Source organism: Paractinoplanes rishiriensis, assembly GCF_016862375.1.
Classification (GTDB): domain Bacteria; phylum Actinomycetota; class Actinomycetes; order Mycobacteriales; family Micromonosporaceae; genus Actinoplanes; species Actinoplanes rishiriensis.
This window is the reverse complement of record NZ_BOMV01000007.1, coordinates 185,724-201,020: the sequence shown is the minus strand read 5'-3', so window position 1 is coordinate 201,020 and position 15,297 is coordinate 185,724. Positions and strand designations below refer to the sequence as shown.

The following is a 15,297-nucleotide window of genomic DNA, read 5'->3' as shown; positions in this document are numbered from 1 at the left end:
TGGCCTGCCCGGTCCAAATAGAAATCGACCGTTGACACTGTATCGACCGACTGACACCATCTCCGAAAAGGTTTTCGATCCTTTCGGGGGAGGGGAAGGCGGTGGCTGTGACGGCCTACTGGGGACCGGTCGTGCCCTCGCGGGGCGTACTCCGGCCCGTTGGCCCGCACCAGGTGCGGCTGACCGGCGGGCTCTGGGGAAGACGCCAGGCGGTCAACGGCACCGCCACGATTGAACATTGTGCCTCGTGGCTCGACCGGATGGGCTGGACCGGCAACTTCACCGAGCCGAACGGTGCGATGCGCCGCGGCCGCGAGTTCAGCGACTCCGAGGTCTACAAGCTTACCGAGGCGATGTGCTGGGAAACCGCCCGCCCCGGCGGCAACCGTCACGACGAGCGCCTGGCCCGGTTCACCGCGCTGATCGCCGGTGCCCAGGATGCCGACGGCTACCTGCACACCGCGTACGGGCGACCGGGCCAGCCGGCCCGCTACCGGGACATGAACTTCGGCCACGAGTTGTACTGCGCCGGTCACCTGATCCAGGCGGCGGTCGCGGCCGAGCGCACCGGCGCCGCGCCGGGCCTGCTCCAGGTGGCCTGCCGGGTCGCCGACCACGTCGGCGAGGCGTTCGCCGACGAGGGCTTCTGCGGCCACCCCGAGGTCGAGACCGCGCTGGTCGAGCTGTACCGGGTGACCGGGCAGCAGCGCTACCTCGACCAGGCCGCCGCGTTCGTGCAGCGGCGCGGTTACAAGACCCTGCCCGAGCACGAGTTCGGCTGGGGTTACTTCCAGGACGCCGTGCCGGTCCGCGACGGCGAGGCCTTCGCCGGCCACGCGGTGCGCGCGCTCTATCTGGCCGCCGGCGCCGTCGACGTGGCCGTCGAGACCGGTGACGACGATCTCCTGCACGCCATCGCCCGCCAGTTCGACCGCACCCTGGCCCGCCGCACCTACCTGACCGGCGGCATGGGTTCGCGGCACCTGGACGAGAGCTTCGGCGAGGACTTCGTGCTGCCGTCCGACCGGGCGTACTCGGAGACCTGCGCCGCGGTGGCCACCGTCCACCTGGCCCACCGGCTGCTGCTGGCCACCGGCGAGATGCGCTACGGCGACATCGTCGACCGGGTGCTGCACAACGTGATCGCCACCGCGGTCGCCGACGACGGCCAGTCCTTCTTCTACGCCCACACGCTGCACCAGCGCATCCCGGCTCCGCTTCCCCCGCCGGACCACGAGCAGCTGCGGTTCGGCGGCGGTGGCCGGGCGCCCTGGTTCGAGGTGTCCTGCTGCCTCAACAACGTGGCCCGGCTGCTCGCCTCGCTGGGCACCTATTTCGTGACCGAGAGCGACGACGGTGTGCAGCTGCACCAGTTCGCCCCGATGCGGGTCGAGGCCGCCGGCCTGACGCTGGACGTCGACACCGCATACCCCGACTCCGGCACCGTGACCGTCACCGTGGTCGACGCGCCGCCGGAACCGCGCACCCTCACCTTGCGGCTGCCCGCCTGGGCAGCCGGAGCGGACGCCCCGGAGGGCGTCTTCCGCCGGGTCTTCCGCCCGGGCGAGCAGGTGCGCGTCGAGCTGCCCATGCGTCCGAGGTGGACGTTCCCCGACCCGCGGATCGACGCGTTGCGCGGCTGTGCCGCGGTCGAGGTGGGCCCGCTCGTGATGTGCGCCGAGTCGATCGACCAGGAGGCCGATGTCCGGCTCGACGAGTTGCAGGTCGACACGTCGGTGGCGCCCGAAGCCACCGCCGTGAAAGGCCGCCGTACCCGGCCCACCGACCGGGAATGGCCGTACCAGAGCCACCGCATCACCACCGAACGCCCCGATCCGGTCGTGGTCCCGCTCCTTCCTTACCACCGCTGGGCCCGTCGCGGCCCGTCCACGATGCGGGTCTGGCTACCCACCACCTGACAAAGGAGGTCGCGATGCCGCACCGTCCCCGCTGGCTGGCATTCGCGCTGACAACCGTCCTCACCGGCACGACCGCCGCCGTCCTGGGAGCCGAGCCGGCCATGGCCGCCCAGACCATCGGCTACCCAACGTTCTCCGGTCCCGCCGTGCCGGCCCCACCGGTCGCGATGACCACCGGCAACACCATGCAGGCCATGTACGACGCCGAGGCCGGCGGCACCGATTTCTGGATGGACCGGCTGCTCGCCCGCCCCGGTAACGACCCGGCGGGCACCTGGCTGATGTCCCGTGGCCGGGCCCTGTTCATGAAGACGCACACCCCCTCGGTGCTCGGCTTCGGTGGCCAGGTCGCGTACTGGGAGAGCATCAGCAACCAGGCCGCGTTCACCGTCACGGCCGGCAGCGGCACGTGGACCGAGCAGGTCAACTCGCGCTGGCAGGCGCCGAGCCACTGGAAGAGCACGCACACCAACGGCTCGCTGCGGCTGCTGCAGACCAAGTTCATGTCCCACAACAACGTGGCGGTCGACAACCTGGCCTTCACCAACACCGGCACCGCGTCGCAGACCGTGGCGCTGCGGGTGACCTCGCCGTACGCCACCACGGTGACCGGCGCCGAGCTGACCGGCTCGCGGGCCGTGAAGAACAACCTCACCACGCTGTACCCGCGGCTGTCCGGCGACGGATTCACGGCCGCGAGCGGCGCGCTGACCCGCAACGTGACGATTGCGGCCGGCGCCACCGTGACGGTCAAGGTGCAGATGGGCTTCGTGGCCAACGAGATCCCGGAGTCGCTGACGGAGTACAACGCCTACCGCAACGCCGCCGCGCAGGACGTGTTCGGTGCCCACGTGCGGGCGTACAACCTCTGGTGGGCGCAGAACCTGCCGTACATCGACGTGCCCGAGCCGGCGATCAAGAAAGAGATCTACTACCGCTGGTGGCTGATGCGGTTCAACCACCTGGACGCCAACATGCCGCGGCACTTCGAGTTCCCGATCTCGGTCGAGGGCTCGCTGGGCTACAACAACGCCATCGTGCTCACCCAGCCGATGCACATCGACGACCTGAAGTACCTGCGCAACCCCGCATGGTCGTACGGTGACTGGCTGTCGGTCGGCAAGGTGTCCAACGGTGGCCGGTTCGTCGACAACCCGGGCGACCCGGAGAACTGGTCGAACAGCTACACCCAGTACATCGCCGAGGCGGCCTGGCGCAGCTACCAGATCCACGGCGGGCAGCCGGCAGTGGCCAGCAAGCTGGCGCAGTACGCCGAGGGCGACGTCAAGGGCCAGCTCTCGTACTACGACCGGGACAACAACGGCCTGATCGAGTACGACTGGGGCGCGCTCACCGGTAACGACGCCGACGCGGTGTCGTTCCACTGGCGCGCCGGCAACCTGGACCGCGCCGAGTCCGCGTACGTCTACAGCGGTGCCGTCGCCGCCGCCGAGGCCTACGCCGCGACCGGCAACACGGCCAAGGCCGCCGAGATGACGACGATCGCCAACCGGATCAAGAACGCCATCCAGACGGTCCTGTGGGACAACGCGAACGGGCTGATCAAGCACCGGCACGTCGCGACCAACGCCCTGGTGCCGTGGAAAGAGATCAACAACTACTACCCGTACGCGGTCGGCGCGATGCCGAACACCGACCAGTACAAGCAGGCCCTGCGCCTGTTCGCCGACCCGGCCGACTACCCGATCTTCCCGTTCTTCACCGCCAACCAGCGGGACAAGGCGGCAGCGGCGGCGGCCGGCCAGCCGGGCTCGAACAACTTCTCGACGATCAACTCGACGGTGCAGTTCCGGCTGTACTCCTCGGTGCTGCGCAACTACCCGAACCAGTGGATGAGCGCCGAGGACTACAAGAAGCTCCTGTACTGGAACACCTGGGCGCAGTACGTCAACGGCAACACCCAGTGGCCGGACGCCAACGAGTTCTGGGCCGACTGGAACGCCTCGTCGCGGACCATCCAGTACCGCTCCTGGATCCACCACAACATCCTCGGCAGCAGCAACTTCACGGTCATCGAGGACGTGGCGGGCCTGCGGCCGCGCAACGACAACCAGGTCGAGCTCAGCCCGATCAACATCAACTGGCCGAACTTCGCGGTCAACAACCTGCGGTACCGCAACGCCGACCTGAGCATCGTCTGGGACGACCCGGCCGACGGCGTGGTCAAGTACGCGGGCATCCCGCAGGGCTACTCGATCTTCATCAACGGGACCCGGGTGGCCACGATCGACCGGCTCGCGCGGTTCGTCTGGAACCCGGACACCGGTGCGGTCACCTTCCCGAGCGGCAGCGCCACGGTCACCTACAACCAGGCGTACGCCGGACTGCAGTCGCCCGTCCAGGTGCGGCAGACCAGCACCCAGATGGTCAACATGTTCCAGAAGGTCGGCGTCAACCTGAACACCGGCCTTACCAACCGCGCCCTGGGCCGGCTCGAAGAATCGCGGTAACGCCGCGTACCTATAGGAGGAACGTCCGTTGAAACGATGGTTGTGCGGCACCGCCGCTGCACTGTTGGTGGCCGGCCTGGCCGGCTGCGGGGGTGACGGGAACGACGACGCCGGGTCCGCCGAGACTGCGGACAGCGGCGCCACGCTCACCCTGTGGACCCGGGCCGCAACCGAGTCCATCTCGAAGCAGTACGCGGAGGCCTACAACGCCACGCACAAGAACAAGGTGCAGGTGACCGCGTACCCCAACGAGGAGTACCCGGCCAAGATCGCGTCGGCGGCGGGCGCCAAGGCGCTGCCGGACCTGTTCGCCTCCGACGTAGTGTTCGCGCCTCAGTACGCCTCGCAGGGGCTGTGGATGGACATCACCGACCGGTTCGGCGCGCTGCCGATCAAGGACAAGGTGGCGCCCGCCCACGTCACGAACGGGACGTGGAAAGAGCGCAACTACGCGGTGCCGCACACCATCGACATGTCCGTGATGCTCTACAACAAGGACCTGTTCACCAAGGCCGGTCTCGACCCGGAGAAGCCGCCGGCGTCGCTCGGTGAGTTCGCGGCGGCCGCCCGGGCCGTCGACAAGCTCGGCGGCGACATCAACGGCACCTACTTCGGCGGCAACTGCGGTGGCTGCAACGTGTTCACCCTGTGGCCGTCGGTGTGGGCCTCCGGCGGCGACGTGATGAACGCCGAGGGCACCGAGAGCACGATCAACGGCAAGGAGATGACCGACGTCTTCGCGCTGTACCGCAAGCTCTTCGAGGAGGGGGTGGCCGCGCCCGCGTCCAAGGACGAGGCCGGACCCACCTGGCTCGGCGCCCTGCAGACTGGCAAGATCGGCATCGCGCCGGGGCCGTCCGCGTGGCTCGGCGTCATCGAGGAGAAGGCCAGCTTCAAGCTGGGTGTGGCGCCGATCAGCGGGCTGGACGGCGGCGAATCCACGTTTGTCGGCGGTGACTCCATCGGCATCGGGGCGACCAGCAAGAACGCCGCCGGGGCCTGGGACTTCCTGTCCTGGACCCTCGGCGACGAGGCCCAGGTCGAGGTGATCGCCAAGAACAAGGGCGTACCGGTACGTACCGACCTGGCCGCCAACAAGTACGCCTCCGCCGACCCGCGGATCGTGCAGATCAACAACCTGATGGCCAAGGGCAAGACGCCGTACGCCAAGAACTTCAACGCCACCTACAACGACCCGCAGAGTCCCTGGGTCACCGCGTTCCGCGGCGCGCTGTTCGGCGCCGACCCGCAGAAGGCCCTGAACGACGGGGCCGCGGCACTGAGTTCGTCACTGCAGAAGTAATACACCGGACCGGTCCGCCCTCCGCCCCACACGGAGGGCGGGCCCCTTCTCGGAGAACCACATATGACGTTGCTAGCCCCCACGAGCCCGCCGGAAGCCGAACCGATAGCCGCCGGCCGTGGTGGCCGGCGCCGCCGTCGCTGGACCGGCGCCCTCTACGCCGCGCCGACGGCCTTCGTGGTGGGCCTGTTCTTCGTCGTCCCCCTGGGCCTGGTGGCCTGGATGTCGCTGCACCGGTGGCCGCTGCTCGGCCCGCCGACCCTGAACGCGCCGGAGAACTTCGCCGCGCTCAGCGACGACGACCTGCTGAACACCGCGGTCTGGTTCACCCTCAAATACACGGTGATCGTGACCGTGCTGCTGTTCGCGCTGGCCTTCGGGATGGCGCTGATCGTCCAGCACTCCGGGCGCGGCATCGGCTTCCTGCGCACCGCGTACTTCCTGCCCGCCGCGGTCGGTTTCGCCAGCGCCTCGCTGCTGTTCCTCGGCATGCTCAGCGCCGAGATCGGCCCGTTCGGCGACCTGGTCTCGGTCAGCGGCAGCTCCGGCGAGGCGCTCGGCTCGGCGGTCGGGCTGGTGCTGTGGCGGTTCGCCGGCTTCAACATGCTGATCCTGCTCACCGGCCTGCAAGCAATTCCCGATGAGGTGTACGAGGCGGCCCGGCTGGACGGCGCCTCGGCCTGGCAGTCGTTCCGCCGTATCACCCTGCCGCTGATGCGGACCACCACCGCGCTCGTGCTCACCCTGATGGTCACCGGTTCGCTGCTGGCCTTCGACCAGTTCTGGATCCTCACCCGCGGCGGCCCCGACAACAGCACCACGTCGCTGGTCATGGTGATCTACCGCAAGGCCTTCATCGAACTGGACCTGGGCTCGGCCGCCGCCGTCTCGGTGGTCCTGCTGGTCGTCCTCGTCGTGCTCAACGCGGTGCAGCTCGGCATGCTGCGCCGCCGGTCCTAGGGGGTCTGGACGATGCGCATGTCCCGGGTCACCGGCGCTGCCCTGGCGATTCTCTTCCTGTTCCCGCTGGCCTGGAGCGCGTACGCGTCGGTGCGTACCCCCCAAGGTTTTGGGTTGGAAAACTACGAACGGCTGTTCACCTCGGACAACGGCATCCGCTTCGAACACGTCTGGAACAGCATCGTGGTCAGCGGCCTCACCGTCGGCGGCACGCTCTTCGTCGCCACGCTGGGCGGGTACGCCTTCGGCCGGTTCAACTTCCCCGGCAAGAACGCCCTGTTCCTGCTCACCCTAGCGATCCTCATGGTGCCGTACGCGACCATCCTGATCGCCCTGTACGTGCTGCTCGGCTGGCTGGGCCTGCAGGACTCGCTGGTCGGCCTGAGCCTCGTACTGATCATGTTCCAGCTGCCGTTCTCGATCTTCATGATGCGCAACGCGTTCGAGGCCATCCCGAAGGAACTCGAGGAGTCGGCCCTGATCGACGGCTGCGGCAGCCTCGCGGTGCTGGTCCGGGTGCTGCTGCACGCCGTGCGGCCCGGGCTCGTCACGGTTTCACTCTTCGCGTTCCTCACCTCGTGGGGCGAGTTCTTCGCCCCGCTGATCCTGCTCAACTCCACCGACAAGTTCACGATGATGCTGGCCGTGGTGAACATGCGGACCGCCACCTTCGGCGCCATCGACTACCCGGCACTCGAGGCCGGCGTCACCTTCATGGCGATCCCGTGCCTGCTGCTCTTCGTCGTCCTGCAGCGCAGCTACGTCCGCGGCTTCATGTCGGGCGCCCTGCGCGGCTGACCGGCCGGGTCAGCCGGCCGCCGCGACCCGGTTGCGGCCGCCGTTCTTGGCTTCGTAGAGGCACCGGTCGGCCTGTTTCAGCAGGCCGTCCGGCCGGGTGCCGCGGCGGGGCGCCGAGGTGGCGACGCCGGCGCTGACCGTCAGGAAGCCGGTCGGCGAGCCCGGATGCGGCGCCTCGAGAGCGGCGACCGCCGCCCGGATGCGCTCCGCCGTGCGGTGCGCGCAGTCCAGGTCGGCGCCCGGCAGGACGACGGCGAGTTCCTCGCCGCCGTAGCGGGCCACCATGTCGGTGTCGCGGGCGGTGCCGGCCACCGCCGCGAGGGTCGCCGGCGGCCTGGCCGGGCCGGTCCCAGCTGTCTGCACAGTCCTCATATCGGCAGGTTCCGGCAATCGGCGCACGGCTGAGGCGGCCGGTTATCCGATTTTGAAGATCTTGGCGACGCTGGGCACACCCTTGGCGTCCAGGGCGAAAAGCATCCAGTAACCGGGTACGGCTATCCCGGTGTCGGGCGGGATGGTCAGTTCGTAGCCGCCGTCCGCGGTCGTGGTGTGCGGCAGCGACAGCCGGCGCTGGTCGGTGTTCACGGTGTGGGTCACGGTGCCCATCCGGACCATCGCGAAGCCGGTGACCTCGCGGTCGGTCCGGACCGTGACGGTGTCGCCGTTCGCGGCCTCGGTGGGCGCCTCGGTCAGCACCGGCCGGGGCGCCGCGGCGCCGGTCGCGGTCAGCAGGTACGGCGGGGTCCAGATCTCGCCGTCGAAGTGGTTGGTCGAGCAGCCCGCCCCGCACAGGCCGCCGCCGCCGCTGAACACCCGGCCGTCCGGCAGCAGCAGCGCCACGCTGTGGTACGTCCGGGGCACCCGGGCCGTGGCCATCGTGCTGAACGACTCGGTCACCGGGTCCCACAGTTCGGCGTTCAGCACCGCGGTGTTGTCCGAGAACGGCACCGGGAAGTTCTGCCCGCCGATCACCGCGACCCGGCCGTCCGGCAGCACGACGCTGCTGTGGAAGGACCGCGTATTGGCCATCGACGAAACCTGCCGCGAGGTCACCGTGCTGCCCCGCACGGTGATCAGGTGCGCGTCCGCGGTGGCCTCGACACCCTCGTAGCTGGTCGCGCCGCCGACCGCGAGGATCTTGCCGGTGTCGTACATGACCGCGGTGCCGTTCATCGCGTCCGTCCCGCCCCGGGTGCCGGCCGTGGTGACCGAGCCGGTCCCGTCCGCGGAGTACCAGTTCATCCGCCGGCTCGGCCCGGCCTGCAGCACCTTGCCGCCGCTCCACGCGAACAGCCAGGTGTGGTTGTCCTTGCGGTAGTCGCCCAGCGGGTTGGCGTCCGCGGTCAGGCTCGGCGTGGCGTCCGCGCCGGGCAGCGCCTTCCAGCCACCGCTCGCCGACCAGACCTCGCCGGCCTTGTGCGGCACGCCGTTGGTGCCGCCGATCGGCCCGCTCCACGATCCGCCGATGGTGAAGACCCGGCCGTCGCCGAGGGTGACGCTGGACTGGTAGCCGCGCGGCGTCGTCATGTTCGGCCCGCCCGTCCAGGCGTCCGTGGCCGGGTTGTAGATGCTGGTCTTCTCGCTGTTGTTGCCGCCGGTGACCACGACCCGGCCGTCCGGCAGCGCCGAGATGCCGGGGCAGAACATGTCGTGCCCGGTGTTGCTCACCGTGCGCTGGGTGGACACCCCGGTGGCCGGGTCCCAGATCGCCGTCACGGTCTTGCCGGTACCGCCGCTGAACGCGTCCTTCTGGAACGCCGACCAGGTCAGCACCTTGCCGTTGGGCAGCAGCGCGGCGGCCACCGGCACCAGCGGGAAGCCGACCGGCGCACCCCAGGCGCCGCGCTGCGGCACGATGGAGCCGCTCGGGCCGAGCAGGTAGATCTCGGCCGCGGTGCTCCACGGCCCGCGGTTGCCGGCCTCGGTGACCGCGATGAGGCGCACGTAGCGGGCGTCCACCGGCGGGAACACCACGGTCTGCTGCGCCGCGCTGTCGCCGAACGTGCCGTTGGCCTGCACGTCCCAGGTGCTGTTGTCGGTGGAGGTGGCGATCCGGTACTGCCCGATCCGGCCGTTCACCCCGGTGGGCCGCGGCAGGTAGGACAGGCCGCCCAGGTTGACCACCCGGGTGAGGTCGAACTGCAGGGTGTGCGGCAGCGGGACGGCCGGCGCGGGGGAGTAGCGGCTGTGCCAGAAGGTGGTGGCGTTGTCGTCCAGCACCAGGGCGGCCCGGTTGTCGGCGGCGGCGGTCTCCTGCGAACTCGCGGTGACCGTCCAGCCGGAGCGGCTCAGCGTCGGGTTGGCCCGGCCGAGCAGGTTGACCTCGGCCACCGACGACCACGGCCCGCGGTTGCCGGCCTCGCTGAGCGCGGTGAGCTTGACGAACCGGGCCAGCGTCGGCGCGAACCGCGCGATCTGCGCCGACTTGGAGTCGGTGAACGCACCGGTCGACGGCGGTGCCCACACCGTGCCGTTCATGCTGGTCTCGATGCGGTAGCGGCCGATCTGGCCGTTCTTCGACGTGTCCTGGCGGGGCAGGTAGGCGAGGCCGGACACCAGGTTGGCGGTCTTCATGTCGACCGTGATCGCGTGCGGCAGCGGGCCGGCCGGCGCCGGGCTGTACCTGCTGTGCCAGAACGTGGTGGTGTTGCCGTCCAGCGCGTTGACCGCCCGGCCGTTCTGCGCGGCCGTCTCCTGGCTGTCCGGTGCGATCGTCCAGCCGGTGCGGGGCAGTGCCGGGTCGGTGCCGCCGAGCAGGTTGATCTCCGCGGCGGCCACCGCGCTGGTCCGGTTGCCGGCCTCGGTGAGCGCGCTGAACCGCACGTACCGGGTCACCACGGTGCCGATCGCCACGGTCTTGAGCACCTCGTCGTCGGCGAAGGTGCCGGTCGCCACCGGTGCGCTCCAGGTGGTGCCGTTGTCGCTGATCTGCACCTGGTACTGCCCGATCCGCCCGGTCTCGCCGGCGGCCGGCAGGTAGGTGAGCCCGCTGAGCGCGACCCGGTTGCGGGTGTCGATGGTGAGGTGGTGCGGCAGGGCGGTCGCGGCGGTCCGCCACGAGGTGGCGGGATCGCCGTCCAGGACCCGGGTTGCGGTCTCTGCCGCGTCGTCGGCCGTTATCTCCCATCCGGTACGCGGCAGCGGCGCGGCCGTGGTGACCGCGGCCGGCACCAGCGACGGCACGATATGACCGGCGTGCGGGTCGGCGGCCGGGCCGGGTGGCGCGTCCGGTTGCTGGTGCACCACCGCCGCCACGCCGACCAGCACACACAGCATCGCCGTGGCAACGGCTCCCCGTCCGCGTCGCCGCACACGCATCGATTCCCCCAAGATTTCTCCTGGTGGAAAGCCAACGTCGATACGCGGCGTGACGATATCGACGCTGCGACGTAACTAATGTCCACACACGGCCTACAGACACGTGCGGATCGACGACCTAAACTGCCGCGTCGAAACCGTGCGTTAACGGCCTTTCCCGCATTAGCCGCGAACCGGCGCGCCCGGCTTTAGCCGTACGCGTGCCGCTTTTGGGCTTTTGGGGGTTAAGCCTTTTCTCGTTTGTGGACACTGTCGTGTCTCGTCACCCCCTTGCCGAGCTTTCCGTGGCACTCCGGCTTAAACGTGTAAGTTTGCGTTGTGGTCCTCCAATCACCCCGCCTGAACTTGGCCAAAGTCGCGGTCGGCGCCACGTTCGCCACCAACGGCCTGGCGTTCGGCGGCTGGCTGGCCCGCGCCCCCGCGGTGCGCGACGACCTGAGCCTCTCGGTGGCCGGCTTCGGGTTGCTGCTGCTGTGCATCTCGGCCGCCGCGATCACCGCGATCCCGCTGGCCGGCCCGCTGGTGCAACGCGTCGGCCCGGCCCGCGCGATCCTGCTGGGCAGCGGTGCGATGGCGCTGGGGCTGGCCGGGCTGGGCACCGGCACGCTGACCGGGAGCGTGTCGGTCGCGGCGGCCGGCCTGGTGCTGGTGGGCGCCGGCAACAGCACCTGGGACGTCGCGATGAACGTCGAGGGCGCCGACGTCGAACGCCACCTGGGGCGGACGCTGATGCCCCGCTTTCATGCCGGCTTCAGCCTGGGCACGGTGCTGGGCGCCGGTCTGAGCGCCCTCGCGGCGGCCGCCGGCCTGCCGATCTGGGTGCAGCTCTATCTCACCGCGGCACTGACGGCGGGCGCGACAATTCCGACCGTACGGGCATTCCTGCCGTACACGCCTCTCCCGCCCGGCGAGAAGCACCCGATGAGCGTCCTCGAGGCGTGGCGCGAACCCCGAACCGTCCTCATCGGACTGATCATGCTCGGCTTCGGCTTCACCGAGGGCGTCGCGAACGACTGGCTCGCCATCAGCCTGGTCGACGCCTACGGCGCGTCCGAGACCGTAGGAGCAATCGGCTACGGCACTTTCGTGACCGCGATGACGCTGTCCCGCTTCTTCGGCGGCACCGCGATCGAACGCTGGGGCCGGGTGCGCGTCCTGCGCGGCACGGTGGTCCTGGGCGTCGTCGGGCTGACCCTGGTGGTGGCCCAGATCGGCGTGCCGGCGGTGCTGGTGGGCGCACTGCTGTGGGGAGCCGGTGCGTCCTTGGGCTTCCCCCATCGGCATGAGCTCAGCGGCCGACGACCCGACGAGATCCGCGATCCGCGTGTCGGTGGCGGGCTCGATCGGGTACGGGGCTTTCCTGGCCGGCCCGCCACTGATCGGCGTGCTGGCCCACAGCTACGGCGTCCTGAACGCGCTGCTCTGCGTGTTCGGGGCGTTGGCCATCGGCTTGCTGGCATCCGGCGCCGCCAAGCCGCTGCCCACCCGATAGCCCGCGTGACCCCGTACATTCCCGGCCGCTATCGGGGCCTCGGTCCCGGGATGCGGGTGGGTGCGCTCAACGGGTGAGAACCGACGGTCGAGCGGTGGCTGCTGCTGACGATCAAGAGGAGGCGTGCGGTGCGCGGGACCTGGTCTTGCGCGTGCGGCGGCGTTACCAAGGGGCCGGAAGCGGCGGACGGCCTGGATGTGCAGCAAGCTGGACTGCTCGGAGGTGACCTGTGGTCGCCCGTACTTTCATAGGTTTTCAGGCTCGCAGGAAATCGGTGATCAGGCCGGCCAGGACGGCGGGTTGCTCGATCGGCATGGCGTGCGACGTGTCGGCGAGCGAGAGGTATTTCAGGTGGCCGATCGCGGCGGCCCGGGCGACCAGGTAGCGGCGGTGGGCCTCGTAGAGTTCGGCGAACGGCTCCTGCTCGGGCAGGTTGCGGGTGGGCAGCACGAGCAGCTCGGGGCAGGTGGTGGCCTGGTAGACCGGGGTCAGGTCCAGCTCGTTCATCAGCGTGCGCAGGCGGGCCGTGGTGGCGGCGGACGGGCGGATCGAGGTCTCGCCGTTCTCGTGGGCCAGGTTGCGGCGGAACGCCTCGATCCAGACCTTCTCGTTCGCGCCCATGTCGCGGGCCGCCATCCGCTGGCGTTCCACCAGGTCGGGGAGCTGCTCGGCGGGGATCACCCGGCCGGCGGCGGACTCGAACTGGTCGAAGACGGCGTGCAGGCGGGCCAGTTCGGCGGCCGCCTTGTCGGGGTCGAGGCCGGGCAGGTGGTCGGGGCGGGTGGGCGGCGGGTTGCCGTCGAGGCTGACCACGCCGGGGCACTCGGGATGGCGCTGGCCCCACAGTGCCGCCAGCATGCCGCCCAGCGAGTGGCCGACCACGGCGGGACGGTCGAGTTCCAGCTGGGCGCACACCGAGGCCAGGTCGCCGAGGGCCGCGTCCCAGGTCCAGTCGGCTTCGCCGGACCGGCCGTGGCCGCGCAGGTCGACGGTGACCACCCGGTGGTTCGGACGCAGGGCGCGCGCCAGGGTTGTCATCTGCGCCAGGTTGCCGCCGGCGCCGTGCAGGAGCAGCAGCGGGTGCTGGTCGCCGCCGAAGTCGCGGACCGCCAGGGGCAGGTCGCCGGCGTCGATGAGGCGGTCGTTGATCATGGAGTTTCTCCTCGGAGGCGGTCGCGGATCGCCGCGGACGGCACGCCGCCGTCGGGGTGGCGCGGCAGGCGGCCGCGGCGCACCAGGTCGTGGACGCCCTGGCGGGTGATGCCGAGCATGGCGCCGGCGGTGGCATAGGAGACCGACTCGGCCCACGGGTGCCCGGCCCGGACGGCCACCGCCTGGCCGAGCGGGGTGGCCCACCAGTCGGCCGGCGGGTCGAAGGCGCGGTCGCCCGGATACAGGTTGGCGATCAGCCTCGCCGCGGTCATCGTGGCGGCCGGGTCGTCGCCGTTGAGCAGGGTGTCGGCCCAGCGCTTGGCCCGGGTGCGGAGCAGGACCCGAACCGCGTCGACCGTCTCGTCGCCCTCCAGCAGCACCTCGAGCGGGTCCAGCAGGCGGACGTCGAGCAGCCGGACGATCTGCTCCACCAGGGTCACCGGGCCATCCTCACGCTACTTGACAGTGAGTGTCAAGTAGCGTCGGCTGGTCGCGCACAGTACGGTGTGCCCCGGACACCGTCGGGAGGATTACTCGTGCGTTCGCGTTGGGTCGTGCTCGGCGCCGCCGTGCTCCTCGCGCTGACCGGCTGCGACGACCGGGACGCCGAGACCGCCGCGACACCGCCGGTTGACCTGGTCCAACAGCCCGCGGCCTCGGCGGGTGGCGCCTGCATCCTCTGGGACTACGCCTTCATCGAGGAGAAGATCGGCGTCAAGTTCAGCGTGGCCGCCTCCGACCAGGTCGACGACACCTCCACCTGCGTCGTACAGACGGTCACCGGCAACTGGCCCGACTTGACACTCTCCGTGGTGGAGAGCACGTCGGCCGACGCGGAACTGTTCAACTCCGACCTCAAGCCCCGGAAGGCCACCACCCTCAAGGGGCTGGGCAAGGCCGGCTACCGGCTGAACTCCGCGGCGAAGGGCGAGCACGGGCCGACCGTGGAGATCGGCTGGCTCAGCGAGGCCAAGCAGTTGCAGACGCTGCGGTTCACGTTTGCCAAGAACGCCAAGGCTGCCGACGTGACCGCGATGAACAACAAGCTGCTCGCCCTCGCCAAGGCGATGGACACGACCGCCGGTTAGTGGGCCGCCACGAAGACGCGGGACGCCACCTCGCGCGGCAGGCGGATCTTGTCGCCGGAACGGTCGATCGTCACGGCGTCGCGCTCCTGCGCCACGGTGACGGTCGTGCCCGGGTCGATGCCGGCCGCGTGCAACTGGCGCAGCACGTCGGCGTTGGTCTGCACGCTCTCGCAGATGCGGCGCACCACGACCGTGCCGGACAGGCCGGGGAAGGCCAGGTTACGCTCGCCCTGGTTGCTCACCCCGAAAGCCTCGGCCGGCTCGCCGTCCTCGGCCGCGCCCAGCTTGTCGAGGCCGGGGATCGGATTGCCGTACGGGGAACGGGTGGGACGGTTGAGCAGCTCGTAGACTCGCAGCTCGACCGCGTCGCTCATCACGTGCTCCCAGCGGCAGGCCTCCTGGTGGGCCTCCTCGTAGGGCATGCCGATGACGTTGACCAGCAGCAGCTCGGCGAGGCGGTGCTTGCGCATGACCGCCACGGCGGCGATCCGGCCGGCCTCGGTGAGGACCAGATGCCGGTCGTTCTCCACGGTCAGCAGGCCGTCGCGTTCCATCCGGGCGACCGTCTGGCTGACCGTCGGACCGCTCTGGTGCAGGCGCTCGGCGATCCGGGCACGCAGCGGCGGAACGCCCTCCTCCTCCAGTTCGAGGATGGTGCGCAGGTACATCTCGGTGGTGTCAACGAGATCATTCACGGTGGGGCCTCCCAGCAGCGATAATACCCCGTCACCGGGGGTTGACAGCCGCCCCGTCTGGTAGTCAGACGACCTTACCCGACCGCGCCGCGCGAAGCCGC

The 15,297-nt window shown here is 70.1% G+C and carries 12 protein-coding genes; 7 read left to right on the top strand and 5 right to left on the bottom strand.

Annotation, left to right across the window (positions count from 1 at the left end; genetic code table 11):
* The first annotated feature begins 107 nt into the window (after window positions 1–107).
* From Ari01nite_RS04810 to Ari01nite_RS04790, 5 genes are all read left to right on the top strand, one after another.
* Window positions 108–1,919, top strand: coding sequence for a glycoside hydrolase family 127 protein (locus Ari01nite_RS04810; protein WP_203779711.1), 1,812 nt, complete (start codon window positions 108–110; stop codon window positions 1,917–1,919).
* A gap of 14 nt (window positions 1,920–1,933) precedes the next feature.
* Window positions 1,934–4,390 (top strand): MGH1-like glycoside hydrolase domain-containing protein, encoded by a 2,457-nt coding sequence (locus tag Ari01nite_RS04805; protein ID WP_239162478.1) that lies wholly within the window; start codon window positions 1,934–1,936, stop codon window positions 4,388–4,390.
* A gap of 28 nt (window positions 4,391–4,418) precedes the next feature.
* Window positions 4,419–5,693 carry an ABC transporter substrate-binding protein gene (locus tag Ari01nite_RS04800; RefSeq protein WP_239162477.1) on the top strand — a complete coding sequence of 425 codons (1,275 nt, stop codon included), beginning with the start codon at window positions 4,419–4,421 and terminating at the stop codon, window positions 5,691–5,693.
* A 63-nt stretch (window positions 5,694–5,756) separates the two neighbouring features.
* Entirely contained in the window at window positions 5,757–6,653 is an 897-nt protein-coding gene (locus Ari01nite_RS04795; protein WP_203779709.1) for a carbohydrate ABC transporter permease, read from the top strand.
* A 12-nt stretch (window positions 6,654–6,665) separates the two neighbouring features.
* A complete protein-coding gene (locus tag Ari01nite_RS04790) occupies window positions 6,666–7,451 on the top strand; it encodes a carbohydrate ABC transporter permease (protein ID WP_203779707.1) in 786 nt (261 codons plus the stop codon).
* 9 nt (window positions 7,452–7,460) lie between these two features.
* Here the strand turns inward: Ari01nite_RS04790 and Ari01nite_RS04785 are convergent, their stop codons facing one another.
* Together Ari01nite_RS04785 and Ari01nite_RS04780 are read right to left on the bottom strand one after the other, a co-directional pair.
* Window positions 7,461–7,823, bottom strand: a complete 363-nt coding sequence (locus tag Ari01nite_RS04785) for a diguanylate cyclase domain-containing protein (RefSeq protein ID WP_203779705.1) — start codon at window positions 7,821–7,823, stop codon at window positions 7,461–7,463.
* 42 nt (window positions 7,824–7,865) lie between these two features.
* Window positions 7,866–10,769 (bottom strand): galactose oxidase family protein, encoded by a 2,904-nt coding sequence (locus tag Ari01nite_RS04780; protein ID WP_203779703.1) that lies wholly within the window; start codon window positions 10,767–10,769, stop codon window positions 7,866–7,868.
* A gap of 345 nt (window positions 10,770–11,114) precedes the next feature.
* Between Ari01nite_RS04780 and Ari01nite_RS04775 the strand changes: the two genes are divergently transcribed.
* On the top strand, window positions 11,115–12,338 hold the full coding sequence (locus Ari01nite_RS04775; protein WP_239162476.1) for an MFS transporter: 1,224 nt from the start codon (window positions 11,115–11,117) through the stop codon (window positions 12,336–12,338).
* 178 nt (window positions 12,339–12,516) lie between these two features.
* Here the strand turns inward: Ari01nite_RS04775 and Ari01nite_RS04770 are convergent, their stop codons facing one another.
* Both Ari01nite_RS04770 and Ari01nite_RS04765 read right to left on the bottom strand, forming a co-directional pair.
* Entirely contained in the window at window positions 12,517–13,413 is an 897-nt protein-coding gene (locus tag Ari01nite_RS04770) for an alpha/beta fold hydrolase (protein ID WP_203779701.1), read from the bottom strand.
* Entirely contained in the window at window positions 13,410–13,853 is a 444-nt protein-coding gene (locus Ari01nite_RS04765; RefSeq protein WP_203779699.1) for a hypothetical protein, read from the bottom strand. Before Ari01nite_RS04765 ends, Ari01nite_RS04770 begins: the two co-directional genes overlap by 4 nt.
* A gap of 96 nt (window positions 13,854–13,949) precedes the next feature.
* Here Ari01nite_RS04765 and Ari01nite_RS04760 point away from each other — a divergent pair, with 96 nt between their 5' ends.
* Window positions 13,950–14,501, top strand: a complete 552-nt coding sequence (locus tag Ari01nite_RS04760; RefSeq protein WP_239162475.1) for a hypothetical protein — start codon at window positions 13,950–13,952, stop codon at window positions 14,499–14,501.
* Here the strand turns inward: Ari01nite_RS04760 and Ari01nite_RS04755 are convergent.
* Window positions 14,498–15,196, bottom strand: a complete 699-nt coding sequence (locus tag Ari01nite_RS04755) for an iron-dependent transcriptional repressor DtxR (protein ID WP_203779697.1) — start codon at window positions 15,194–15,196, stop codon at window positions 14,498–14,500. The genes Ari01nite_RS04760 and Ari01nite_RS04755 overlap by 4 nt on opposite strands.
* Window positions 15,197–15,297: the final 101 nt, after the last annotated feature.

Bases quoted from the DNA above. Each gene is read 5' to 3' on its own strand.
- Ari01nite_RS04795 (WP_203779709.1), top strand. From the start codon at position 5,757: ATGACGTTGCTAGCCCCCACGAGCCCGCCGGAAGCCGAACCGATAGCC.
- Ari01nite_RS04790 (WP_203779707.1), top strand. From the start codon at position 6,666: ATGCGCATGTCCCGGGTCACCGGCGCTGCCCTGGCGATTCTCTTCCTG.
- Ari01nite_RS04780 (WP_203779703.1), bottom strand. From the start codon at position 10,769: ATGCGTGTGCGGCGACGCGGACGGGGAGCCGTTGCCACGGCGATGCTG.
- Ari01nite_RS04805 (WP_239162478.1), top strand. From the start codon at position 1,934: ATGCCGCACCGTCCCCGCTGGCTGGCATTCGCGCTGACAACCGTCCTC.
- Ari01nite_RS04785 (WP_203779705.1), bottom strand. From the start codon at position 7,823: ATGAGGACTGTGCAGACAGCTGGGACCGGCCCGGCCAGGCCGCCGGCG.
- Ari01nite_RS04770 (WP_203779701.1), bottom strand. From the start codon at position 13,413: ATGATCAACGACCGCCTCATCGACGCCGGCGACCTGCCCCTGGCGGTC.